This is a genomic window from Micromonospora sp. B9E7 (assembly GCF_039871815.1).
In the GTDB taxonomy this organism is placed as follows: domain Bacteria; phylum Actinomycetota; class Actinomycetes; order Mycobacteriales; family Micromonosporaceae; genus Micromonospora.
Window position 1 is genome coordinate 71433 of sequence record NZ_JBDPLX010000022.1, and the last position, 23094, is coordinate 94526.

The window sequence follows — 23094 nt, forward strand, 5'->3', positions numbered from 1 at the left end:
GCGTCCCCGCCGGTGCGAGACTGGGCCGTGCTCTCCGACGTAACCCTGGACCTGCCGGTACGCCCCGTGCTGCCGGCGCTGGTCGCGGCACTCGACGCGGCCGGCACCGGCGTCCTGGTGGCCCCGCCGGGCACCGGCAAGACCACCCTCGCGCCACTGGCCGTGGCCGACCGGGTCACCGGCCGGGTGGTGATCGCCCAACCCCGGCGGGTGGCGGCCCGCGCCGCCGCCCGACGGATGGCCGAGCTGCTCGGCGAGCGGGTGGGCGAACGCGTCGGCTACGCGGTCCGCGGCGAACGCCGGGTCGGGCCGGACACCCGGGTGGAGGTGGTCACCACCGGCCTGCTGCTCCGGCGGCTGCACCACGACCCCGAACTGCCCGGCACGGGTGCCGTACTGCTCGACGAGTGCCACGAACGACAACTCGACGCCGACCTCGCGCTGGCCTTCACCGTGGAGGCGCGGGCCACCCTCCGGCCGGACCTGTGGTTGCTGGCGATGTCCGCCACCCCGGACACCGACCGGTTCGCCGCGCTGCTCGGCGGGTCCACCCCGGCCCCGGTCGTCCGAGCCGACTCGGCACTGCACCCGGTGACGCGGATCTGGTCGCCGCCGGCGCGCCCGATCGCGCCACCCGGGGCCGGCCCGGTGGACCGGGCCCTGCTCGACCACGTGGCCGCCACCATCCGGCGGGCGCTGCGCGAGCGCGACGGCGACGTGCTGGTCTTCCTGCCCGGAGCCGGCGAGATCGCCGCGGTCACCAGCCGACTGGCCGATCTGCGGGACACTGTCGCGCTGCTACCGCTGCACGGACGTCAACGCGGCACCGAGCAGGACGCCGCCCTGCGTCCCGCTGATCGACGGCGGGTCGTGCTGGCCACCGCGCTGGCCGAGACCAGCCTGACCGTCCCGGGCGTGCGGGTCGTGGTGGACGCGGGCCTGTCCCGGGTGCCCCGCATCGACCTGGCCCGAGGGCTGGGCGCGCTGGTCACCGTGCCGGTCTCCCGAGCCGCCGCCACCCAGCGCGCGGGCCGTGCCGGCCGGGAGGCCCCCGGGTACGTCTACCGGTGCTGGTCCGCCGCGACCCACGAGCGACTGCCGGCACGGCCCGAACCGGAGATCGCCACCGCCGACCTGACCGGTTTCGCGCTGGAACTGGCCGCCTGGGGTCGGCCGGACGGTGTCGGGCTCGCACTGCCCGACGCGCCACCGGCCGCCGCGATGGCGGTGGCCCGGGACACGCTGCACACCCTGGGCGCGGTCGACACCGACGGACGGATCACCGCGCGGGGACGCGCGATCGCCGCTGCCGGAGCGCATCCCCGGCTGGCCCGGGCGCTGCTCGACGGCGCCGGTCGGGTCGGCGCCGACCGGGCGGCCGAGGTGGTCGCCCTGCTCGCGGAGGAGAGCGCGGCCGGTCCCGGTGACGACCTGGTGGCCGGCTGGCGTCGGCTGCGTGCCGGCGTCGACGCGGGGGCGACGGCCCGCTGGCGTACCGAGGTACGACGGCTGCGCGCCGCGCTGCCCGGCGAGGGCCGCGCGGGGGACGGCCGATCCGAAGCCGGCCCTCCGGGCCGCGCCCGCGGTGCCGACGCCGACGGGCGACCCGGTTCGGCCGCCGACTCGGTGGGACGGGCCACCTCAGGTGCGCTGAGCGACGATCTCGCCGCCGGGCTGCTCGTCGGTCTGGCGTACCCGGAACGGTTGGCCCGGGTGCGGCGGCCGGGCGGCTCGGCGTACCTGATGACCGGCGGGACCGCCGCGGACCTGGCGGCCGGCTCGGGCCTGGCCGGTGCCGACTGGCTGGCGGTGGCCGTCGCGGACCGCACGCCCGGCGCACCGGCGGCGCGGATCCGCCGGGCCTCGCCGGTGGACGAGGCGACGGCCCGGGAGGCGGCCGGCCCGCTGCTACGCACGGTTCGGGAGGTGGGCTGGTCCGACGGGGACGTGGTAGCCCGGGAGGTGACCCGGCTGGGCGCGATCGAGCTGGTCCAGCGGCGGCTGGACCGACCGGACCGGGCCGAGGTGGCCGCGGCGTTGCTGACCGGGCTGCGCCAGGAGGGCCTGGGGCTGTTGTCCTGGCCGCCGGCGGCGCGGGCGCTGCGCGAGCGGCTCGCGTTCCTCCGGCACCACCTGGGCGCCCCCTGGCCGGATGTGGGCGACGAGGCGTTGCTCGACGCGGCGCCGACCTGGTTGGGGCCGGAGTTGGCCGCCGCCCGGCGCCGCGCCGACCTGGCCCGGGCGGACGTGACGTCGGCGCTGCGCCGGCTGCTGCCCTGGGCGCAGGCCGCCCGCCTGGACGAGGTGGCCCCGGAGCGGATCGAGGTGCCCAGCGGCTCACGGATCCGGGTGGACTACACCGACCCGGCCGCGCCGGTGCTCGCGGTCAAACTCCAGGAGACGTTCGGCTGGTCGGTGGCACCACGCGTCGGCGACGGGCGGGTGCCGGTGCTGCTGCACCTGCTCTCCCCCGCCGGTCGGCCGGTGGCGGTCACCGCCGATCTGGCCTCGTTCTGGCGGACCGGCTACCCGCAGGTCCGTTCCGAGTTGCGCGGACGCTATCCACGACACCCGTGGCCGGAGGACCCGGGCACGGCGACGCCCACCCGGCACGCCACGCCACGCCGGCGCTGAACGTCGGCCCTACTCCCCCGCCGACGCTGAGCGTCGGCCCTACTCCTCCGACACGTCGGCCACCGCCACCGTGACGTTGTCCGGCGCTCCGGCGTGCAGCGCCAGGTCGATGAGCTTGCCGACGCACTCCGCCCGGTCCGGATAGCCGGTCAGCACCTCGGTGAGGGTGTCCGGACGGACGACGTTGGAGAGCCCGTCGCTGCACAGCAACCACCGGTCGCCGGCCCGGGGCACCATCGTCGCGTACGACGGGGAGACCTCGTCGCCCTGCAACGCCTGGGTGACCACGGCGCGTCGCGGATGGCTGCTGGCCTGGTCCGCGGTGATCACACCCTGGTCCACCAGCATCTGGACGAACGTGTCGTCCCGGGTGACCTGCTTGAGCACGCCCTCACGGAACAGGTAGGCCCGGGAGTCGCCGACGTGCGCGAGGGCCAGGCAGCTGCCGGTACGGGCGAAGAGCAGGGCGGTCAGCGTGGTGCCCATGCCCTGACGCTCGGGATCCTCGGCGACCGCCTGCCGGATGCGGGAGGTGGCCAGCGCGATGCCACCTTCGAGCGCGGCCACCAGGGCGTCCTCAGGTGTCTCCACGTCCAGCGGGGCGACCGCGTCGATGGTGAGGGCGCTGGCCAGGTCCCCGGCGGCCATCCCGCCCATGCCGTCGGCGACGGCGACGAGCCAGGTGCCGGCGTGCAGGGCGTCCTGGTTCCCGCTGCGGATCAGCCCACGGTCGCTCGTTCCCACGGAACGCAGCTTCAGGGTCATGGGAGGCAGCCTGCCAGGCGAAGGGCGCAGTTGTCTTTAGGAGATCAGGACGACGGCGCGTGGCGCGGCCAATCTCACGTCTTGGTGACGCCGCAGGTCGGTGAACCCGTCGCGCCGACCGCCCTCGTCGGATGCCACAACCCATCCAACCAGATCAATTGACATCGGCATCCGACGCTGGAAACATCGAGCCGACACTGGGAGCGCTCCCAGCTTCTTGTCGCCACCACCGCCCCGTCTCCGTCCCGGAAGGACTCCCCGTGACGTCATCCCGACGCCGCCTGCTGTTGGCTGCGGCGACCACTCTGGCCCTCACCGCCGTGGGCGCCGGCGTCGCCCACGCCGACCCACCACCGGACGCCCCCGAGCAGATCGACAACGGCGATTTCAGCGAAGGGGTGAGCCCCTGGTTCTCCTTCGGCACCGGCGCGCTCGCGGTCACCGACGGCCGGCTCTGCACCACCGTCGCGGGTGGGCTCGCCAACCCGTGGGACGCCGGCATCGGCCAGGACGGCGTACCGCTGATCGCCGGCGCCGAATACACCCTCGGCTTCGCCGTCTCCGCCACCCCCGGCGCCGCCGTCAAGGCCGTGCTGCAACTCGGCAGCGCCCCCTACACCACCTACGCGGCCGTGGACGCCACCGCGACCGGCACCGCCCAGCGGGTCGAGCAGACCTTCACCGTGCCGGACGACAACCCGAACGCCCAACTGATCTTCCAGGTCGGTGGCGCCGCCGAGGCGCAGACCATCTGCCTGGACGACGTCTCACTGCGCGGCGGCGAGCCACCCGAGCCGTACGTGCCGGACACCGGTCCACGAGTCCGCGTCAACCAGGTCGGCTACCTGCCGGGCGGCCCGAAGAACGCCACGGTCGTCACCGAGGCCACCGCATCGCTGCCCTGGCAGCTGCGCTCCGCCGCCGGGGCCGTCGTGGCCAGCGGCACCACCACCGCGCGCGGTGTCGACGCCGCCTCCGGGCAGAACGTGCACACCGTCGACTTCTCCAGCTACCGCACCCCGGCCAGCGGGCTGACGCTCACCGTGGACGGCGAGACCAGCCACCCGTTCGACATCTCCGGCACCCTCTACGACCAGCTGCGCTCCGACTCGTTGCAGTTCTTCTACGCCCAGCGCAGCGGCATCGCCATCGACGGTGACCTGATCGGCGACGAGTACGCCCGCCCCGCCGGTCACCTCGGCGTGGCACCCAACCAGGGCGACACCAGCGTGCCCTGCCAGCCGGGCGTCTGCGACTACTCGCTCGACGTGCGCGGCGGCTGGTACGACGCCGGCGACCACGGCAAGTACGTGGTCAACGGCGGCATCGCCACCTACCAGCTACTGAACACCTTCGAGCGGACCAAGACCGCGGCCACCGCCGACGGCGGCGCGGCGCTGGGCGACAGCACCCTGCGGGTGCCCGAGCGCGGCAACGGCGTACCGGACATCCTCGACGAGGCCCGCTGGGAGCTGGAGTTCCTGCTGCGCATGCAGGTGCCGGCCGGCAAGCCGCTCGCCGGAATGGTCCACCACAAGATCCACGACCAGAACTGGACCGGGCTGCCGCTCGCCCCGCAGGACGACCCGCAGCCGCGCGAGCTGCACCCGCCGTCGACCGCTGCCACCCTCAACATGGCCGCCACCGCCGCCCAGTGCGCGCGCCTGTTCGCCCCCTACGACGCGGCGTTCGCGAACCGCTGCGCCACCGCGGCGAAGACGGCCTACAGCGCGGCCAAGGCCCACCCGGCGGTGTACGCCAGCCCGACCGACGGCACCGGCGGCGGCGCGTACGACGACAGCAACGTCTCCGACGAGTTCTACTGGGCGGCGGCCGAGCTGTACCTGACCACCGGGGCACAGACCTACCTGACCGACCTGACCGCGTCGCCGCACCACACCGGCAACGTGTTCGACCCGCGCGGCTTCGGCTGGCAGAGCGTCGCCGCGCTGGGCCGCCTCGACCTGGCCACCGTGCCGAACGGGCTGCCCGCCGCCGACCTGGCCCGGGTCCGTGCCTCGGTCACCACCGCCGCCGACACGTACCTCGCCGAGCTGCGCCGGCAGGCGTACGGGCTGCCGATGCCCGGTGACGCCAACAACTACTTCTGGGGCGGCAACAGCAACGTCATCAACAACGCCGTCGTGCTGGCCACCGCGTTCGACCTGACCCGCAACCCGGTCTACCGTGACGGTGCGGTGCAGGCGATGGACTACATCCTCGGTCGCAACGCGCTGAACATCTCCTACGTCACCGGCTGGGGCGAGCACGCCGCGCAGAACCAGCACAGCCGCATCTTCGGCCACCAGCTCGACCCGAGCACGCCCCGGCCGCCGGCCGGCTCGATCGCCGGTGGCCCGAACGCGGCCCTGCAGGACCCGTTCGTGGCGCAACTGCTGGCCGGCTGCGAGCCGATGTTCTGCTACGTCGACGACATCAACTCGTACTCGACGAACGAGGTGGCGATCAACTGGAACTCGGCGCTGACCTGGATCGCCTCGTTCCTGGCCGACCAGGGTGACTCCGGCGCGGTGCCGGCCACCACCTGCTCGGTGCGCTACACCAACTACGGCGCCTGGCAGGGCGGCACCGGGTTCACCGCCCAGCTGACCGTGCGGAACACGGGGACCACGGCCGTCAACGGCTGGAACGTGCGCTTCGCGTTCACCGGCGACCAGCGGGTACGCGAGGCGTGGCTGGCGAAGGTCACCCAGTCCGGCGCGACGGTGACCGCGCGCAACGAGTCGTACAACGCCAAGATCGCACCCGGTGGTTCGGTGACGTTCGGCTTCAACGCGACGACCGCCGGCAGCGCCAACCCGAGTCCCGGCCTGGTGAGCGTCAACGGTTCGGCCTGCTCGCTGACCTGACGCCGTTCCTGGTGGCCGCCCGATGTGGGCGGCCACCAGGAGCACCGGTGTCGGTGGGCCAGGTGCCCCTGCACAGCACAGCTACCTGCCGGCCGCGTTGTGCTCCCGGACCAGACTCGGAAGTTCGTCGAGCGAGTCGATGCGGAACAGACACTGCTCGGACACGGCCGGGATGTCGAGGATGTGACCCCACGGGGAGCGCCGGATCAGGCAGGCCTTCATCCCGGCCGCCAGCGCCGGACGTGCGTCGTTGTCGGGCCGGTCGCCGACGTACAGGATCGACGCCGCGTCGCCACCACCTTCGCGGACGACCCGCTCGAAGAACGCCGGTGCCGGCTTCGCCACACCCCAACCGTGCGAGGTGCCGACCACGTCCACGGCGAGGTCGAGAGCACCGAGGATCGACTCGGCATGGGCCGGCTGGTTACCGGCCAGGCCCACCAACAGACCCTGGTCCCGCAACGCGGTCAGGCACCCTCGCGCGTCCGGGTAGAGGTCCTCCTCGCCGAACGTCTCCGGCTGGCCGGCGGTCGCCCGACGATCGAGCTCGGCAGCGAGATCGAAGTCGGGGCGGAAGGCCCGGAAGGTCTCCTGGTAGTCCAGACCTCGGGCGATCACCGCACCGAAGACCGCCGAGAACGTGTGCCGTGGAACGCCGAGCCAGTCCGCCCAGGCCGCGAACTCGCGGGACTCGTCGAGAATCGTCCCACCGACATCGAAGAAGACCGCCTTGATCAACGTGCATCCCCCGCCCTGGTCCAGCCGCCGCTGGATCATAGACGTCAGTCGACGCTCCGTGCCCGGCGGCCGGCGGGCAGCAGCGGACCAGCGGGCAGCAGCGGGCAGCGGGCGAACGATGAGAGCAGCCGCCCAACCTACTGAGCACCAAATTGTCGTACACCTGTTTGGGTGTGATCGATGCGTTGGAGCAGGCGGAGGCTGCGGTGACGGCTTGCTTCGACACGGCCGCCTGGGCCGCCAGCGACCGCGACCTGGTGGCGGCGCTGGATGCCACGCACCGCCTTGAACAACGTCTGGCCGCGGTCAAGCTGGGCCTCGTGCGCGAGTTGGACGGGCGCGGCACCGCGACCGCCCAGGGCGCGTCCTGCACGGCCGTGTGGCTACGGGAGCGGCTGCGGCTCGGGGTCGGTGCCGCCCGCCGCCTGGTCGAGCTGGCCGCCAGGCTCGACGCCGCTCCCGCCGCCGTACGGGACTCGCTGGCCGGCGGCGCGGTCGACGTGGATCAGGTCCGGGTCATCGCCGACACGGTCGAGACCGTGCACACCGCCGCAGGGCCTGAGGCCGCCGACAAGGCCGTGGGTGTCCTCGTCGACTGGGCGGCGCAGTTCGACGCCAGCCAGCTACGCAGACTCGGCACCCGCATCCTCGACCACGTCGCTCCCGAGATCGCCGACGCCGCCGCCGAAGCCGCGCTGAGAGCAGAGGAATCCCGCGCCGCGCGCGACCAGCACCTGACCCTCTCCGAACAGACCGACGGCAGGCTCCGCCTCACCGGCATCCTCGACGTCGAGGCAGCCGCCCTGCTACGTGCCGCCATCGACCCGCTGAGCGCGCCCACCGGGCCCGACGACAGCCGCACCGCAGGGCAACGCCGCCACGACGCGCTCGCCGACGTGTTCCGCCTAGCGCTCCGCACCGGTGAGCTGCCCGAGCACGGCGGCGACACCACCCAGGTCGTCGTCACCACCAGCTATGACGGGTTGACCCGACAGCTGGGCAACGGCGCCCTCGACACCGGCCTACAGCTCACCCCCGAGGCCGTGCGTCGGCTCGCCTGCGACGCCGCCATCCTGCCCGCCGTGCTCGGCGGTGCCGGTCAACCACTCGACATCGGCCGGCAACGCCGCCTCATCACCGGCCCCCTGCGCCGTGCCCTGGTGCTGCGCGACCGTGGCTGCGCGTTCCCCGGCTGCGACCGACCGCCCCGCTGGTGCGCCGCCCACCATGTCCGGCACTGGGCCGACGGCGGCCCGACCAGCCTCGACAACGCCGTCCTGCTCTGCGGCCACCACCACCGCCACATCCACCACAGCGACTGGGCCGTCCAGATCGCCGGCGACGGCCGTCCCGAATTCGTGCCACCCGCCTGGCTGGACCCCGACCAGCTTCCCCGCCGAAACCACTACCACTGACGGACGTGACCACGGTCCACGCACCCGGCATGAGCCCGCCACCCCGGGTACGGCTGCGCCGCCATGGTGGACCTGCCAGCCTGTCGCTGAGCCGGTGGGCGCTGGCCCGCCCGCGCAGGGTGTAGCAGCATGGCGGGCATGACCGACCAGCAGAGGATCACCATTCGCCCCGCTGGCCCCGACGACGCCGGGACCGTGCTGCGGCTACTCGACAGCGCCACCGCCTGGCTGGCGGCGCGCGGCCGGACCGGTCAGTGGGGCACCGAGCCGGCCTCGACAGATCCGCGTCGCATCGCCCAGGCCGACGACTGGGCATCGGGCGGCGGCCTGCACCTGGCGATGTGTGACGACCGCCCGGTCGGTGCGCTGGTGGTCGGCTCCGCCAGCGACGACGTGCCCCCGGCCACCGAACCGGAGCTCTACGTGCGGCTGCTGGTCACCGACCGGGAGCATGCCGGCCTGGGGATCGGGGCGCGGCTGCTGGAGCACGCCGCGGACCTGGCCCGGTCCCGAGGGCTGGGACTGTTGCGGGTGGACTGCTACGGCGGCGACGATCGGGCGCTGGTCCGCTTCTACGAGGGCTGCGGCTTCACCGCCACCGATGCGTTCACTGTCACGCGACCGGGACGTGACCCCTGGCCCGGGCAACTCCTCATCCGTCGGCTCGGCTGAAGGCCCGCACGCCAAAACCGGTGGATCCGCCCCGCCACGCGGGCCATGGTTATGGTCATGGACGGCGGCGAACTGACCGACGCGGAGCGTCGGGTGTGGGCGGCGATGCCGGCGGGAACACGGGCCGCACTGGCCGGGCTGTCCGGCGCGGACCTGCGCAGTCTGCTGTTGGGCGTGGCCCGCGACCGCGCGGCGATTGTCCGCCCGTCCGAGGTGGTACGCCGTTGGCGCGAGGACCGGTTCGTCCGCCCGGCCGGCGTGGATCCGCGCGTACTCGCTCGGATGGAGGCCCGGATGTGGCAACTGCTGCCCGCCGATGTCTCCGGTGTGGAGCTGTCGCCGGTCGTACCGGTCGGCACCTGCTCGGCGGTCGGACCGGTCAGTCAGAACAGGATCGTCACCACGATGCGCGCCAGCGAGGTGCTGAGCGATCCCACCAACGCCCTCGCCGTCGAGGCGGCCGTGCGTCGCCGTGGACAGAGCGAGGTGCACCTGGCCGCTGCCCATCGCGTGCTGCGGGCGCAGGATTTCGGCGGCCGGGCGTCGGCGCACTTCCGGCTCTTCGCCCTGGTGTCCAGCGCCCGGGACAGCGGTTCGGGCGTCACACAGGCCCGCTTGCTGAACCGCCACCTCGCCTACTGGCAGACGGTCCTCACCGAGCTGGCGCCGACGGTCGCGCCGCGACTGCACGTCACGACCTTCGACGACGACGTCGTCCGAGAGCGGCTGGCCGACACCGTCCGACCGGCACTCGATGGCGGTGTGGTGCCGCTCGTGGACGAGCCGGAGCGCCGGCGCGGTCGCGGCTACTACGCCGGTTGCGCCCTACGGATCACCGTCCTGGACGGCAGCCTGGAGATCGGCGACGGCGGCCTCACCGACTGGACCGCCCGGCTGAGCGGCGACGCCAAGGAACGCTGCCTCGTCTCCTGTCTCGCCACCGAACGCCTCGTCGACCACGTGGCCCGCTGAGCTCACCGGTCCCTGTCCGGACGGTCAGCACGTGGCAGGCCGCCTCGGCCCGCCGTGAGATCAGTCGATGACCTGGCCACGGACTGTGACGGGTGCCGCACTGTGCGGGGCATCGGTGCGCACGCGCCGGCTCTAGGGTCGGTGGATGGGCACCCGGACGGGATTTCGCGACCGCTGGCGGTCGCTGTCGCCGCTGCCGCCGCCCGGTCGGTTGCGCACCCTGTCACTGGCCACCCTGGCCAACACGGTCGGCACCGGGCTGTGGGTGACCGCTGCGGCGCTCTACCTCACCCGTTCCGTGGGGCTGACTCCGACCGAGGTGGGGCTGGGGCTCACTGTCGCCGGCCTGGTCGGGCTCACCGCCAGCGTTCCGCTCGGTGGCCTCGCCGACCGGCGTGATCCCCGGGCGCTGCGTGCGGTCCTCCAACTGGCACAGGCCGCTGTCGCCGCCTCGTACCTGCTGGTCGGCTCGTTCCCGGCCTTCCTGTTGGTGGCCACGGTGGACGCGCTGCTGGTCTCCGGCAACCTGGCGGTCCGCGCCGCGCTGGTCGCTGCGGTCGGTGGGCCGGAGGGCCGGGTGCACGCCTTCGCCACCCTTCGCGCGGTGGCGAACCTGGGCGTGACGCTCGGCGCGGGGCTGGCCGCGTTCGCGCTGGTGGCGGATACCGGGTGGGCGTACCGGCTGCTGGTGCTCGGCAACGTCGCGACCTATCTGCTGTCGGCGGCGCTGATCATGCGCCTGCCGCCGTATCCGCCGGTCCGGCGGCCGGTCCGGCCGCGACCGGGCCGTGCGTTGCGCGACGGGCGCTTCCTCGCGGTCGCCGGCGCTTCGGCGGTGCTCTCCCTGCACTGGGTGGCGCTGACGCTGATTCTGCCGCTGTGGGTGGTGACCCGCACCGACGCGCCCCCGGTGACTGTCGCCGCCGTGCTGCTGGTCAACACGCTGCTCACCGTGCTGCTCGCGGTACGGCTGAGCAGGAGTGCCCGGCACGCGTTGCCGGCGGCGACGGCGATGCGTCGAGCCGGCCTGGTGCTCGCGGCGGGGATGCTGCTGTGGGCCGCGACCGCCGTCGTGCCCACCATGGCCGCAGTCGGCCTGCTACTGGGCGCGACAGTGGTCTACACCCTGGGCGACCTGTGGCACGGCGGGGCCGGGGCGGCGCTGGCCTACGACCTCGCCGCCCCGGACGCCATCGGCGCCTACCAGGGGGTCGACACACTGCTCGCCGGGCTGGCCCGCGCGGCAGGGCCGGCACTGCTGACCTGGCTCATCCTCGACGGAGGTCCGGTCGGCTGGCTGGCCCTGGCCGGGCTGCTCGCCGGCACCGGTCTGACCGTGCCACCGCTGACCCGACGGGCCCTGGCGAACCGCGCCCAGCCGCTCCCGGCCAGCGGTCAGCCGATCTCCTCGTCGACGTAGCACCATCGCCACGCCTCGCCGGGCTGCGCCGAGCGGATCACCGGGTGTCCGGTGGACGCGTAGTGCTTGCTCGCGTGCTGGTTGGGCGACGAGTCGCAGCAGCCGACCTGCCCGCAACTCAGGCAGGTGCGCAGGTGCACCCAGTAGGTGTCGCCGACGGCGACGCAGTCCGCGCACTCGTCGGGAGTACGCGCCTCGACGGCACCCGCCTCGGTCAGGTGCTCACAACTCACTTCTCGACCTCCCGCAGCAACGACTCTTCCAGGTCCAGGTCACGATAGGCCCGCACCAGCACCTCCTCAGGAATCTGACCGGAGTCCCGAGCGGCCCGGAACACGTCCCGCTCGGCGTCGATCATCTCCTGTCGTAGCCGACCGTACGCCTGCGACGGGGTCTCCCGCTCGGCGCCGCCGAGCCGTTCCCACGCCATGTTGGTGCGGTCCTCCACCGCTCGACGCAGCCGGTCCACCACCGCCTCCGGGGCGCTGTCGGCAAGCTCGTCGAGGCGCTCCTGGGCGGCCCGGCTGGCCTGCTGCTGCACACCGGCCGCGGACAGCGCGTCCTGCACCGGGTCGTCCGGCGGCAGCCGCAGCCGACGTGCGACCAACGGCAGCGTGGCGCCCTGGCCGACGAGTGTGAAGACGATCACCGCGAAGGCCAACCAGATGAACAACGCCCGGGGGTACGGCTCGTCGTCGGCGAGGGTCAGCGGCAACGCGAGTGCGGCGGCCAGGGTCACCACGCCGCGCATCCCGGCCCAGCCGATGATGATCGGGAACTTCGGCGACGGCCTGGCGTCCCGTCGGCGGATCTGGGGGACCAACCGGGCCAGGTAGGTGGCCGGGAAGAGCCAGACGAAGCGGGTCAGGAAGACGGCGGCGAGCACCGCGAACGTGATCAGGATGAGCGAACCGATCGGCTCGTCGAGGCCACGCAGCACTTCCCGCAGTTGGAGCCCGACCAGCAGGAAGACCAGGCCCTCCAGCAGGAAACGGGCCAGCCGCCAGAACGCGCCGACCTGCAACCGTGACGCCGCCGACATCAACTGCGGCAGCTTGTGCCCGAGCACCAGGCCGGTGACGACCACCGCGACCACACCCGAGGCGTGCACGTGCTCGGCGGTGAACACCACCGCGAACGGGATGATCAGCGACAGGGCGTTGTCGAGCAGCGGGTCGCTGATCCGCCGGTGCAGGAAACCGAAGACCACCGCCCCGAGGGCCCCGATCACGATGCCGCCGCCGGTGGCCCGCAGCACCTCGATGGCGACGTCGGCGGTGCCGACCGCCGAGCCGACGGTGGCCAGCGTCGCCACCCGCAGCAGCACCAGCGCGGTGGCGTCGTTGATCAGGCTCTCCCCCTCCAGGATGGTGACGACCCGGCGGGGCAGGCCGACCCGCCGGGCCACCGCCGTGGCGGCCACCGCGTCCGGTGGGGCGACCACCGCGCCGAGGGCCAGGCAGATCGCGAACGGCAGTTGCGGCAGCAGCAGGTGCAGCACCAACCCGACCACGAACGCGGTGAACAGCACCAGGCCGACGGCGAGCAGCAGGATCGGCCGGATGTTGTTCTTGAACGCCGGCACCGAGGTCTCCAACGCGGCCACATAGAGCAGTGGCGGCAGGATGCCGATCAGCACCAGCTCGGGTTCGAGGTGCACCTGCGGGAAGCCCGGCACGAACGAGAGCGCCAGACCGAGCACGACCAGGACGATCGGCGCGAGCAGGCCGAGCCGGCGGGCCAGCGCGGCGCCCAGGGTGGCGATCGCCAGGAAGACGACGACCGGAAACAGGCTTTCCATGGGGTACGAGCCTAGGGGTCCGACGGCTCCGAGCCTCAATCAGCCAGCCGGGCGCAGCTTCGGCAACACCTCGGTGCCGAACGCGTCGATGAAGCCGCGCTGCTCCTGCCCGACGTGGTGCAGGGCGATCTGGTCGAAGCCGAGTTCCAGGTACTCCTCCAGCCAGCCGACGTGCCGGCCCAGGTCCGCCGACACGTTGACCACCTCGGCGACCCGCTGCGCCGGTACGTCGGCGGAGACCACGTCGAAGTGCTCGACGGTCTCCAGGTCCCAGCAGACCGGCGGAGCGAAGACGTTGCTGCGCCACTGGTCGTACGCGATGGCCTCGGCCTGCGCCTGATCCGGCGCCCAGGAGACGTGCACCTGCAGGTGCAGCGGCCCGCGCCCACCGGCGTCCCGGTACGCGTCGATCATCTCGCGCAGGTGCGCCGTCGGGGCGTTCACGGTGATCAACCCGTCCGCCCACTCGGCGCACCAGCGGGCGGTGGCCACGCTGACGGCGGCGCCGACCAACGCGGGCGGCTGTTCCGGGCGGGTCCACAGCCGGGCCCGGTCCACCCGGACCAGGCCGTCGTGGCTGACCTCCTCGCCGGCCAGCAGCGCGCGGATCACGTCCACGCACTCACGCAGCCGGGCGGCGCGTACGTCCTTGCGGGGCCACGGGTCGCCGGTGATGTGCTCGTTGCTGGCCTCGCCGGTGCCCAGCGCGGCCCAGAATCGGCCCGGGTACATCGCGCCGAGGGTGCCGATGGCCTGCGCGATGATCGCCGGGTGGTACCGCTGGCCGGGCGCGTTGACCACCCCGAACGGCAGACCGGTGGCCTGCAACGCGGAGCCCAGCCAGGACCAGGCGAAGCCGGATTCGCCCTGCCGGGCGCTCCACGGGGAGAAGTGGTCGGAGCACATGGCGGCGTCGAAGCCGGCCCGCTCGGCGTGCATCACCGCCTCGAGGAGGGCGCGCGGACCGATCTGCTCGTGGGAGGCGTGGAAACCGAACGACGTCATGGGCGCACTTCCTACCCACGACGGCGTCGGCTGATGCCTGCGGGCTACTCGGCGTGCGCGCCGGCTCCGGCCGAGGCGGCGCCCTCGCCCACCCACACCGTCTTGGTGTTGCAGAACTCCCGCATACCCAGCGCGGACAGCTCCCGCCCGTAACCGGAGTTCTTCACCCCGCCGAACGGCAACTCCGGGTAGGACGTGGTCATGCCGTTGACGAAGACGTTCCCGGCGTCCAGGTCGGTGGCGAAGCGCTCCTGCTCGTCCGGGTCCCGGGTCCAGGCGTTCGAGCCGAGCCCGAAGCTGGTGCCGTTGGCGAGCTCGATCGCCTCCTCGTACGACGAGACCCGGAACAGGCCGGCGACCGGGCCGAAGACCTCCTCGGACCACATCCGCATCTGCGGGGTGAGGTCGGTGACCACGGTCGGCGGGTAGAACCAACCGTCGCCGCCCGGCAGTTCGCCGCCGCAGAGCACGGTGGCGCCGTTCTCGACCGCGTCACGGACCTGGGCGTGCACCTCGTCGCAGCCCCGCTCGCTGGCCAACGGCCCCACGTCGGTGTTCGGGTCCATCGGGTCACCGACTCGCAGCGCGGCCATGTTCGCGGCGAACTTCTCCGCGAAGGCGTCGAACACGTCGGTGTGCACGATGAACCGTTTCGCGGCGATGCAGGACTGACCGTTGTTCTGACAGCGGGCGGTGGTGGCGACCTCGGCGGCCCGGTCCACGTCGGCCGAGGGCATCACCACGAAGGGGTCGCTGCCGCCGAGTTCGAGGACGGTCTTCTTCAACTCCCGTCCGGCGATCTGCGCGATGGACCGACCGGCCGGCTCACTGCCGGTGAGCGTGGCGGCGCGTACGCGGGGGTCGCTGAGGATCCGGTCGACGGCGTCGGAGCCGACCAGGACGGTGGTGAAGGCGCCCTCGGGGAAGCCGGCGCGTCGGAACACGTCCTCCAGCAGCAGGGCGGTCTGCGGCACGTTCGAGGCGTGCTTGAGCAGGCCGGTGTTGCCGGCCATCAGGGCCGGTGCCGCAAAACGCATCACCTGCCAGAGCGGGAAGTTCCACGGCATCACCGCGAGCACCACACCGATCGGCTGGTAACGGATGAACGCCCTGGTCGCTTTGACGGCGGCGGCGTCGGCCGGCTCGTCGGCGAGGAACGCGGGGGCCTTGTCGGCGTAGAAGCGGGCGGCCGTGGCGCACTTCGTCACCTCGGCCTGCGCCGCCACGTAGGTCTTGCCCATCTCCGTGGTCATGATCCGGGCGATCTCGTCGCGCTCGGCGTCGAGCAGGTCCGCGGCGGCGTGCATCCACCGGGCACGCTGGTCGACGGTCGTCGCCCGCAACTGCTGGTACGCGAGGTCGGTGCGCTCGATGGCACCGTCGAGCTGCTCGGTGGACATCGCCTCGTAGGTCTTGAGCACCTGTCCGGTGGCGGGGTTGGTGGTGGCGATGTGGGGCATCTCGTCCTCCTGTCACTCGAACAGCGAGTGTCGTACGCCCGGCTCCTCGCGGCGGCGGGCGGCGCGGCGGCGCTGGATCACGACCAGGTCGACCACGGCGACCACTGCGAAGATCGCACAGAGTACGCCGAGCCAGGCCAGGCCGGCCCAGAACGCCAGTACCGCGAAGATCACCATGATCACCAGCCCGAAGCTGGCGAGGGTGAGCCGGAGGTTCAGCGCGCTGTTGGCGTGGCCGACCGTGCCACGGGCACGCCGAGGCTGCGATCTCGTCATACCCAGGGACCTACCCCCGATCGGCCGGGTTAACCGGCACCGCACGCTCCCACCCTCGGTGTGCTGGTGTGCTCGCTTACATCCGTTCGCGCCGCGGCCTCGCCAACCGCAGGATGGGCGTATGTCAATGACCCTCGCCGTGCCGGTGACCGTCGCCATCGCCCGTCGCGTCGACCCGGCCCGGTCCAGCGAGATGGTGGCCTGGATGCGGGCCGGCACCGCGCTGGCCGAGGCGTTCCCCGGGTTCCTCGGCGCCGGCTGGGTGCAGAGCGGCCCCGGTTCGCCGGACTGGCACATGCTCTACCGCTTCGCCGACGCCGAGACGCTGCGGCGGTGGGAGGAGTCCCCGCAGCGGCACTGGTGGCTCAGCTCGGCGCAGGGCATCGTCGAGCACACCCGGGTCGAGCGGCGCACCGGGATCGAGGGCTGGTTCGACCCTCCGTTGGAGCACTCGGTGGACCTGGTGGCGCCGATCGCCCCGACGTCGCCGCCGAGGTGGAAGCAGGCGGTGACCATCTGGCTGGCGTTCTTCCCGTTGAGCCTCAGCGCCACCCTGCTGACCAGTCACTTCCTCGACGCGGTGCCGCTGGCGGCGCGGGTGCTGCTGATGACGCTCTGCCTGACCCCGCTGATGACCTATCTGGTGCTGCCGCGGATCACCCGGGCGTTGCACTGGTGGCTGCACGGCCAGCGGGCGCCCTGGCGGGGCTTATAGCACCACGCTGGCACCACTGTCGGCGCTCTGCCGCATACCCGACAGCAGCTCCCCGGCAAACCACGTCCCACGCATAGAGTTACCGCGCTGTCGCTCTGTGCTGCGGGAGGGGACGTCATGCCTCGACGGGGGGTCACCGCCCTGGCCTGTCTCGCGGCGCTGGTCGCGCTGGCCTGCGAGGGCGGCACCTCAGCGACACCCCGCCCCACCAAGAGCGCCCCGCCGTCGAGCGGGCCGGGCGGCATCGCCGCGCTCGGCGACTCGATCACCACCGGCTTCGCGTCCTGCCTGGTGCTCACGTCCTGCGAGCGCAACTCCTGGTCGACCGGGGACGGCCTGCGGGTGCAGAGCCACTACCGGCGGCTGCTGGAGCAGAATGCGGCGATCCGCGACCGGACGTACAACCACGCCCGTCCCGGCGCCCGCGCGGACGCGCTGGAGGGCCAGGCCCAGGCAGCGGTACGCGACCGTGCCGACTACGTCACCGTGCTGATCGGCGCCAACGACGCCTGCCGGGGCGGCGTGGACGCGATGACGCCGGTCGCCGAGTTCCGGGCCGACGTGGACCGGGGGCTACGGGTGCTGCGGACCGGCCGCCCGAAGGCCCGGGTGCTGGTGGTGAGCATCCCCGACCTGTACCGGCTCTGGGAGGTCGGGCACGGCGACTCCCGAGCGGTTCGCGCGTGGCGTCGGGGCATCTGCCCGTCCCTGCTGGCCGAGGCGACCTCGACGGCGCCCGCCGACCGGGCGCGCCGGGCCGCCGTGCGGGAGCGGATCGACGCGTACAACACCGAGTTGGTGGCGGCCTGCCGGGCGTACGGCTCCCGCTGCCGGCACGACGGCGGCGCGGTGCACAAGGTCCGGTTCACTCTGGACCTGCTCAACCCGCTGGACTGGTTCCACCCCAACGCCACCGGCCAGGGCCGCATCGCCGAGGTCACCTGGCGCTCCTCCGGCCTGGCGAACTGACCAGGCCGGTCGATCGTCAGCGCCGGCGGGGCTCCGGGACGGCGACGCCCCGCGAGCGGTAGAGGACTCGGGAACGCTTCGCGAGGTCCTTCGTGGCCGACGAGTTGGCCCAGGTGCCAAGCACGATGGCGGCACCAGGGATGACCTTGGCGACCATCCGCTTGGCGGCCCGGACACCTGCCATCTGGGCCAGCCGGATGCCGAGTTGCAACATGACCCGACCGAGCGGGCGCTGCCCGCCCAGGCCGAACAGCGCGTCGGCGCGTTCGCGGCCGGCGGCCACGCCGAGGGCCAGCCGGGCGCTCTCGGCGACCTTGTGCACGCGTTGGAGCACCAGCAGGTCGGTGGCGCGGTCGCCGTGCAGTGGGTCGACGTCGTAGGCGGCGGCGATGTGCAGCACCATCCGCGCCTGGGTCCAGGCCAGCACGCCGACGTCGATCACGGCCCCGGGCAGGCCGGCCGCTCCGGAGACCGCGCCCGACAACCGGGCCAGGTTGACGAACTTGCGGGCCGCCTGGTCGGCGAGGACGTCGGCCGACGCGCCGGGCTGCTCGGCCCGGACCCGGGCGGCCCACTGCGCGGCCTCCGGCCCGAGCCGGCGTACGGCCTCCAGGGCAAGGTGTTCCGGCGCGTACTGCGGATCGTCGCGCATCCGGTCCCACAGACGGGCCGGCGGACCCTCGGGGGCGTCCACCGGCCCGGGCGGCAGGCCGACGGACGGCTCGGGGGTAGGGGCGGCAGGCTGGCCGCCGACGGGTGGGGTGTCGGTCACCGGGTCTCCCGAGGGGTGGGAAAGGCGGACAGGGCGGCCGATGGAGCGGTCAGCGGCGGCGGTTGGAGAACCGGGCCGCCAGCCCCTTGAGCTTCTGCTGGTTGCCCGGCTTGGCCATCTCCCGACGGCCTCGCTCCACCAACTGCTGCCCCTTCGGCGATCTCAGGAACGTGGTGATTCGCTGCATCAGTGACATGGCGTCCTCCTGTCGATGGTCCCTCTGTCATGTGTACCCCTTACCCGCAACACATGTACCCGGGATGCGACAGCCTCAACCCTCACCGTCCACAGTGGGCGGTAGGTTACCGCCCACTCGGCATGATGGCGTCGACGACCCGGGTGGCCCGCCATTCGTGCTGCTGGTAGTGCTCGGGGTACGCGGAGACCTGCACCGCCTGGGCAGCGTCGGTCAGCCGCATCCGCTCCCAGCCGGGCACCTGCTCCAGCGCGGCGAGGAACTGCCGGGTGGCGAACTCCGGGTCCATCAGCCGACCCACCGGGCCCCAACCGCTGCTCGACCGCTGCTGGAACAACCCGACCGAGTCGTGGTCCCAGCCGACGCCCTGGTGCGGGTAGTCCTGCGACTCGGGCAGCACGCCGCTGGCCACGTTGTAGAGGTTGCTCTCCTGCATGGCGGTGGCCACCGCGATCACCAGCCCTCGGCGGGGCACCCCCATCTCGCGGCCGGTACGGACGATCGCCTCGGCGTTCTCCATCTGGTCCTCGTCCAGCCCGGCGACGGGTGCCGGCTTGGTGGGGCGAGCGGGGGCAGCCTTCCGGGCCCGCGCGGTGGTGTCCGGGTCGGCCGGGGTCGCCGCTGCGGACGAGGCCGCGGCCGGGCTGCTCGGGGCAGCCGCCCGGTCGAGGCCTCGGGAGGCACCCTGCTGCTCGGCGCGCTGCGCCAGTTCGGTGCTGTTGGGCGATCCGCCCCGGGTCGCGGCGTCCGCGGTCCCGTCGCGGACCTGTGCGACGGCGGCCAGGCCGAGGCAGCAGACCACTCCGGTGGCGAGGGCCACCTGCGCCCGGCGTCGACCGGTCAGGTCCCGGGCGTACGCCCGGAGCCGGCTCGCGGCGGTTGTCCGTTCGGCTGAGGTGCCATCCTCCGTATCGGCAGTGGGCGTACTCGGGGCGTACCGGTCGTCGAGGGTGCCGTCGTCACGCATCAACCGAGGCTAGGCAGGTGAAAACCCTGATCACGCACGGTGATCACGTGGTGCTCGACACAGATCGGGCCCGCACTGGTGGACGACCTGGGCGGGTCGACGCGCCCGGGGAACGTACCTCGCGTACCGGATGAAGCTGGTGCCGCACGCGGACCGGGACGGACCATGACAGGTCCGGACATCCAACCTCCGGGACCGACATGATCGACAAACTCGGCCTTTGGGCCGAACCGCCCCTCGGTCGATCGGCCATGAGGCTCGGCCTGGTGGCGTAAAGAGACGATTGGTCCGGTCACGTCCACCACCCGGCCAACGGATCGCCCGGAGAAGGAATGCACCAGGATGGCGGGTACGTTGCCCGAACGGGTGCCCTCCGTCGCGACGGCGCCCCGCAGGCACATTTCAGGGAGGTCCGCACCGGTGCTCGACCCACACGAGCTCTACCAGCTCACCGACGATCTGCCCGACCTCGGGCAACCGGTCCTGATCCAGGCCCTCACCGGGTTCGTGGACGCCGGCAACGCCAGCCGGCTGGCGCGCGAGCAACTGCTCACCTCGCTGGAGGGTCGGCCGATCGCCACCTTCGACGTCGACCAGCTCTTCGACTACCGATCGCGACGACCGGTGATGACCTTCGTCGAGGACCACTGGGAGAGCGTCGACGCGCCCAAGCTGGAGCTGCACCTGCTGCACGACGACGACGAAACTCCGTTCCTGCTGCTCACCGGCCCCGAGCCGGACCTGCAGTGGGAGCGGTTCGTGGCCGCCGTCGCCGGGCTCGCCGCCCGGTTGGACGTCCGGCTCACCGTGGGCCTCAACTCGATCCCGATGGCGGTGCCGCACACCCGTCCGACCGGGGTGACCGCGCACGCCACCCGCCCGGACCTGATCGCGGGCTACGAGCCCTGGCTGCAACGCGTCCAGGTGCCCGGCAGCGTCGGTCACCTGCTGGAGTTCCGCCTCGGCGAGCAGGGCCGCGACGCGCTGGGCTTCGCCGCCCACGTGCCGCACTACGTGGCGCAGACCGAGTACCCGGCCGCCGCCGAGGTACTGCTCACCTCGGTGTCGCGCAGCACCGGCCTGCTGCTGCCCGGCGACGGGCTGCGCTCGGCCGCCGAGGTGGTCCGGGTGGAGATCGACCGGCAGGTCGCCCAGACCGACGACGCCGCCGCCCTGGTCCAGGCCCTGGAGGAGCAGTACGACGCGTTCGCCCGAGGTCGGGGCGAGAAGAGCCTGCTCGCCCCGGACGCCGGACCACTGCCGACGGCCGACGAACTCGGCGCGGAACTGGAGCGGTTCCTGGCGGAACAGACCCGTCCCGGCGACACCCCGGCCGGCTGACCCGGCGTCGCGGCGGCGGATGCGGCAGGCTGGGGGCATGCGCCTGGCGACCTGGAACGTCAACTCGGTGAAGGCCCGCCTACCCCGACTGTTGGAGTGGCTGGCCGACACCGGGCCGGACGTCGTCTGCCTGCAGGAGACCAAGTGCCCCGACGGCGCCTTCCCGGTGACCGAGGTGGGCGATTTGGGCTACACGGTGGCCAGCCACAGCGACGGCCGGTGGAACGGGGTCGCCATCCTGTCCCGGGTCGGGCTGGACGACGTCCGGGTCGGGTTCGCCGGCGAGCCCGGCTTCCCCGCTCCGGAGGCCCGGGCCATCTCCGCGACCTGCGACGGGGTCCGGGTCTGGTCGGTCTACGTGCCCAACGGCCGGACGCCGGACGACCCGCACTACGCGTACAAGCTGGCCTGGTTCGCGGCGCTGCGCGACGCACTGGAAGCGGAGTTGACCGGCGGGCTCCCACTGGTGGTCAGCGGCGACTTCAACGTCGCCCCGACCGACGCCGACGTCTGGGACCCGGCGGTGTTCACCCACTCCACGCACGTCACCCCGGCCGAGCGGGCGGCCCTCGCCGCGCTGCGCGACCTGGGCCTCAGCGACGTGGTGCCCACCCCGATGAAGGGGCCGCACCCCTTCACCTACTGGGACTACCGGGCCGGGATGTTCCACCAGAACAAGGGCATGAGAATCGACCTGGTGTACGCGTCCGCGCCGTTCGCCCGTGCGGTTCGCTCGGCGTACGTGGACCGGGAGGCTCGCAAGGGCAAGGGCCCGTCCGACCACGCGCCGATCGTGGTCGACGCGGATCTGGTGCCGGTGGTGGAAGCGTTCTGATCTCGCGCTGCCCTTTTGACGCCGCCTGCGGCAGGCTGACCTCCAGGACCGCGCGCGGTGGGCTGGCCTCCAGGACCACGCGCGGTGGCTAGGGTGGGCAGATGGCAGTCGTGAAGATCAACGCAATCGAAGTCCCGCCCGGTGGCGGCGCCGAGTTGGAGAAGCGGTTCGCCGCCCGAGCCGGCGCGGTGGAGAACTCCCCCGGCTTCCTCGGCTTCGAACTGCTCCGCCCCGTGGCCGGCGAGACCCGCTACTTCGTCTACACGAAGTGGGAGAGCGAAGAGGCGTACCAGGCGTGGGCCGCCGGCCCCGCTCGCGCCGCCCACGCCACCGCGCCCGGTGACAAGCCCCGCCCTCCGGTCTCCACGGGTGCCAGCCTCCTGGAGTTCGACGTGGCGCTACAGGTCTCCCAGCCCTGACCACCGCCCACCCCGCGCTTGATCCACTCGAGTTCCTTGAAATCGGGGTGTCCGCATGACGCGGTCACCCCGATTTCCTTGAAGGCGAGTGGATCAAGCGCCGGAGGCCGGCCTCAGGGCTTGCGGGAGGACTGGAAGGTGGCGAAGGCGATGACGTTGTCGGCGTAGCCGGTGCGTCCGCCGATGAACTGCCCACCGCAGGTGATCAACCGCAGGCCGGGCGGCCCGTCGTGGCCGTAGATCCGTTCGGCGGGCAGTTGGTCCTTGGGGAAGTGCTCGACGGTGTCGACCCGGAACACCACCACCGACTCGTCCGCCCGAGCCACCTCGATCAGGTCGCCGGGCTTCAGCTTGCCCAGGTCGTAGAAGACCGACGGGCCGGTCTTGGTGTCCACGTGCCCGACGATCACCGCCGGGCCGGGCTCGCCGGGCGTGGGCCCGCGGTCGTACCAGCCGGTCTCGTCGTGCCGCTCCAACGGCGGTACGGCGATCGAGCCGTCCCGTGCCTGCCCGACGGGTGCCACCGGTGCGGCCACCTTGATCGCCGGCACCGAGAGCCGCACCGGGCGGCTGGCCGACAACCCGACGGACTCGCTGCGGGCCGGTCGGTCGCCGCCGGCCGGGGCGAAGTCGAACGGGCCGACCGAGCGGCCGAGCCCCGCCCCGGTGGCGAAGACCCCGGCCAGCACCAGCACCACGGCCACCGGAACCGACCACGGGCTACGACCAGAGGGGCGGCTACGCCGAGGCGCGACGGCGGTCGGCGGGCGAGCAGCCACACTGGGGCGCTCGGGGACCAGCGGACTGTCGTCCAGCGGTAGGCGGTGGTCGTCGAAGCGGTCATCCGTCAGC

Annotated in this window: 22 protein-coding genes; 11 read left to right on the forward strand and 11 right to left on the reverse strand. The window is 72.9% G+C overall.

What is annotated here, in order from left to right:
* Positions 1-27 precede the first annotated feature (27 nt).
* Positions 28-2634, forward strand: coding sequence for an ATP-dependent helicase HrpB (hrpB, locus tag ABGB10_RS27375; RefSeq protein WP_347663862.1), 2607 nt, complete (start codon positions 28-30; stop codon positions 2632-2634).
* A 39-nt stretch (positions 2635-2673) separates the two neighbouring features.
* Here the strand turns inward: hrpB and ABGB10_RS27380 are convergent, their stop codons facing one another.
* On the reverse strand, positions 2674-3399 hold the full coding sequence (locus ABGB10_RS27380; RefSeq protein ID WP_347663863.1) for a protein phosphatase 2C domain-containing protein: 726 nt from the start codon (positions 3397-3399) through the stop codon (positions 2674-2676).
* A gap of 260 nt (positions 3400-3659) precedes the next feature.
* Between ABGB10_RS27380 and ABGB10_RS27385 the strand changes: the two genes are divergently transcribed.
* Positions 3660-6269, forward strand: a complete 2610-nt coding sequence (locus tag ABGB10_RS27385) for a glycoside hydrolase family 9 protein (protein WP_347663865.1) — start codon at positions 3660-3662, stop codon at positions 6267-6269.
* Between the two features lie 81 nt (positions 6270-6350).
* On the opposite strand, the gene ABGB10_RS27390 is transcribed toward ABGB10_RS27385, so the two are convergent.
* Entirely contained in the window at positions 6351-7007 is a 657-nt protein-coding gene (locus tag ABGB10_RS27390; RefSeq protein WP_347663910.1) for an HAD family hydrolase, read from the reverse strand.
* A gap of 173 nt (positions 7008-7180) precedes the next feature.
* On the opposite strand from ABGB10_RS27390, the gene ABGB10_RS27395 reads away from it, so the two are divergent.
* The 4 genes from ABGB10_RS27395 to ABGB10_RS27410 all read left to right on the forward strand — a co-directional run bounded on the left by ABGB10_RS27395 (position 7181) and on the right by ABGB10_RS27410 (position 11486).
* Positions 7181-8422 (forward strand): DUF222 domain-containing protein, encoded by a 1242-nt coding sequence (locus tag ABGB10_RS27395; protein WP_347663911.1) that lies wholly within the window; start codon positions 7181-7183, stop codon positions 8420-8422.
* A 138-nt stretch (positions 8423-8560) separates the two neighbouring features.
* Positions 8561-9094: a GNAT family N-acetyltransferase gene (locus tag ABGB10_RS27400; protein WP_347663866.1), complete on the forward strand. Its 534-nt coding sequence runs from the start codon at positions 8561-8563 to the stop codon at positions 9092-9094.
* A 57-nt stretch (positions 9095-9151) separates the two neighbouring features.
* Positions 9152-10066: a hypothetical protein gene (locus ABGB10_RS27405; protein WP_347663868.1), complete on the forward strand. Its 915-nt coding sequence runs from the start codon at positions 9152-9154 to the stop codon at positions 10064-10066.
* 145 nt (positions 10067-10211) lie between these two features.
* On the forward strand, positions 10212-11486 hold the full coding sequence (locus ABGB10_RS27410) for an MFS transporter (protein ID WP_347663870.1): 1275 nt from the start codon (positions 10212-10214) through the stop codon (positions 11484-11486).
* Here the strand turns inward: ABGB10_RS27410 and ABGB10_RS27415 are convergent.
* The 5 genes from ABGB10_RS27415 to ABGB10_RS27435 are packed head-to-tail and all read right to left on the reverse strand — an operon-like array spanning position 11462 to position 16028.
* Positions 11462-11719: a UBP-type zinc finger domain-containing protein gene (locus ABGB10_RS27415; protein WP_145784090.1), complete on the reverse strand. Its 258-nt coding sequence runs from the start codon at positions 11717-11719 to the stop codon at positions 11462-11464. The genes ABGB10_RS27410 and ABGB10_RS27415 overlap by 25 nt on opposite strands.
* On the reverse strand, positions 11716-13287 hold the full coding sequence (locus tag ABGB10_RS27420) for a Na+/H+ antiporter (protein ID WP_347663871.1): 1572 nt from the start codon (positions 13285-13287) through the stop codon (positions 11716-11718). The genes ABGB10_RS27415 and ABGB10_RS27420 overlap by 4 nt, the downstream gene beginning before the upstream one ends.
* A 39-nt stretch (positions 13288-13326) precedes the next feature.
* Complete coding sequence (locus ABGB10_RS27425; RefSeq protein ID WP_347663872.1) at positions 13327-14292, reverse strand: TIGR03885 family FMN-dependent LLM class oxidoreductase; 966 nt, start codon at positions 14290-14292, stop codon at positions 13327-13329.
* A gap of 44 nt (positions 14293-14336) precedes the next feature.
* Complete coding sequence (locus ABGB10_RS27430) at positions 14337-15752, reverse strand: NADP-dependent succinic semialdehyde dehydrogenase (RefSeq protein WP_347663873.1); 1416 nt, start codon at positions 15750-15752, stop codon at positions 14337-14339.
* A gap of 12 nt (positions 15753-15764) precedes the next feature.
* On the reverse strand, positions 15765-16028 hold the full coding sequence (locus tag ABGB10_RS27435) for a DUF6343 family protein (RefSeq protein ID WP_347663874.1): 264 nt from the start codon (positions 16026-16028) through the stop codon (positions 15765-15767).
* A gap of 121 nt (positions 16029-16149) precedes the next feature.
* Between ABGB10_RS27435 and ABGB10_RS27440 the strand changes: the two genes are divergently transcribed.
* Both ABGB10_RS27440 and ABGB10_RS27445 read left to right on the forward strand, forming a co-directional pair.
* Positions 16150-16743 carry an antibiotic biosynthesis monooxygenase gene (locus tag ABGB10_RS27440; RefSeq protein ID WP_347663875.1) on the forward strand — a complete coding sequence of 198 codons (594 nt, stop codon included), beginning with the start codon at positions 16150-16152 and terminating at the stop codon, positions 16741-16743.
* Between the two features lie 117 nt (positions 16744-16860).
* Positions 16861-17712, forward strand: a complete 852-nt coding sequence (locus ABGB10_RS27445) for a GDSL-type esterase/lipase family protein (protein ID WP_347663876.1) — start codon at positions 16861-16863, stop codon at positions 17710-17712.
* Between the two features lie 16 nt (positions 17713-17728).
* Here ABGB10_RS27445 and ABGB10_RS27450 read toward each other — a convergent pair whose 3' ends face one another.
* The 3 genes from ABGB10_RS27450 to ABGB10_RS27460 form a co-directional block, all read right to left on the reverse strand.
* Complete coding sequence (locus tag ABGB10_RS27450; protein WP_347663878.1) at positions 17729-18484, reverse strand: EcsC family protein; 756 nt, start codon at positions 18482-18484, stop codon at positions 17729-17731.
* Between the two features lie 49 nt (positions 18485-18533).
* Positions 18534-18680, reverse strand: coding sequence for a hypothetical protein (locus tag ABGB10_RS27455; RefSeq protein ID WP_167362424.1), 147 nt, complete (start codon positions 18678-18680; stop codon positions 18534-18536).
* A gap of 106 nt (positions 18681-18786) precedes the next feature.
* Positions 18787-19647: a peptidase M23 gene (locus ABGB10_RS27460; protein ID WP_347663879.1), complete on the reverse strand. Its 861-nt coding sequence runs from the start codon at positions 19645-19647 to the stop codon at positions 18787-18789.
* A 420-nt stretch (positions 19648-20067) separates the two neighbouring features.
* On the opposite strand from ABGB10_RS27460, the gene ABGB10_RS27465 reads away from it, so the two are divergent.
* The 3 genes from ABGB10_RS27465 to ABGB10_RS27475 all read left to right on the forward strand — a co-directional run bounded on the left by ABGB10_RS27465 (position 20068) and on the right by ABGB10_RS27475 (position 22242).
* On the forward strand, positions 20068-20988 hold the full coding sequence (locus ABGB10_RS27465) for a PAC2 family protein (protein ID WP_347663880.1): 921 nt from the start codon (positions 20068-20070) through the stop codon (positions 20986-20988).
* Between the two features lie 37 nt (positions 20989-21025).
* On the forward strand, positions 21026-21823 hold the full coding sequence (locus tag ABGB10_RS27470) for an exodeoxyribonuclease III (protein ID WP_347663881.1): 798 nt from the start codon (positions 21026-21028) through the stop codon (positions 21821-21823).
* A 101-nt stretch (positions 21824-21924) separates the two neighbouring features.
* Complete coding sequence (locus tag ABGB10_RS27475) at positions 21925-22242, forward strand: antibiotic biosynthesis monooxygenase (RefSeq protein WP_347663883.1); 318 nt, start codon at positions 21925-21927, stop codon at positions 22240-22242.
* A 113-nt stretch (positions 22243-22355) separates the two neighbouring features.
* On the opposite strand, the gene ABGB10_RS27480 is transcribed toward ABGB10_RS27475, so the two are convergent.
* Entirely contained in the window at positions 22356-23021 is a 666-nt protein-coding gene (locus ABGB10_RS27480) for a class F sortase (protein WP_347663884.1), read from the reverse strand.
* Positions 23022-23094 lie beyond the last annotated feature (73 nt).

Bases quoted from the DNA above. Each gene is read 5' to 3' on its own strand.
- ABGB10_RS27425 (WP_347663872.1), bottom strand. From the start codon at position 14,292: ATGACGTCGTTCGGTTTCCACGCCTCCCACGAGCAGATCGGTCCGCGC.
- ABGB10_RS27405 (WP_347663868.1), top strand. From the start codon at position 9,152: ATGGACGGCGGCGAACTGACCGACGCGGAGCGTCGGGTGTGGGCGGCG.
- ABGB10_RS27440 (WP_347663875.1), top strand. From the start codon at position 16,150: ATGTCAATGACCCTCGCCGTGCCGGTGACCGTCGCCATCGCCCGTCGC.
- ABGB10_RS27400 (WP_347663866.1), top strand. From the start codon at position 8,561: ATGACCGACCAGCAGAGGATCACCATTCGCCCCGCTGGCCCCGACGAC.
- ABGB10_RS27420 (WP_347663871.1), bottom strand. From the start codon at position 13,287: ATGGAAAGCCTGTTTCCGGTCGTCGTCTTCCTGGCGATCGCCACCCTG.
- ABGB10_RS27445 (WP_347663876.1), top strand. From the start codon at position 16,861: ATGCCTCGACGGGGGGTCACCGCCCTGGCCTGTCTCGCGGCGCTGGTC.
- ABGB10_RS27410 (WP_347663870.1), top strand. From the start codon at position 10,212: ATGGGCACCCGGACGGGATTTCGCGACCGCTGGCGGTCGCTGTCGCCG.
- ABGB10_RS27475 (WP_347663883.1), top strand. From the start codon at position 21,925: ATGGCAGTCGTGAAGATCAACGCAATCGAAGTCCCGCCCGGTGGCGGC.
- ABGB10_RS27455 (WP_167362424.1), bottom strand. From the start codon at position 18,680: ATGTCACTGATGCAGCGAATCACCACGTTCCTGAGATCGCCGAAGGGG.
- ABGB10_RS27430 (WP_347663873.1), bottom strand. From the start codon at position 15,752: ATGCCCCACATCGCCACCACCAACCCCGCCACCGGACAGGTGCTCAAG.
- ABGB10_RS27460 (WP_347663879.1), bottom strand. From the start codon at position 19,647: ATGCGTGACGACGGCACCCTCGACGACCGGTACGCCCCGAGTACGCCC.
- ABGB10_RS27435 (WP_347663874.1), bottom strand. From the start codon at position 16,028: ATGACGAGATCGCAGCCTCGGCGTGCCCGTGGCACGGTCGGCCACGCC.
- ABGB10_RS27470 (WP_347663881.1), top strand. From the start codon at position 21,026: ATGCGCCTGGCGACCTGGAACGTCAACTCGGTGAAGGCCCGCCTACCC.
- ABGB10_RS27380 (WP_347663863.1), bottom strand. From the start codon at position 3,399: ATGACCCTGAAGCTGCGTTCCGTGGGAACGAGCGACCGTGGGCTGATC.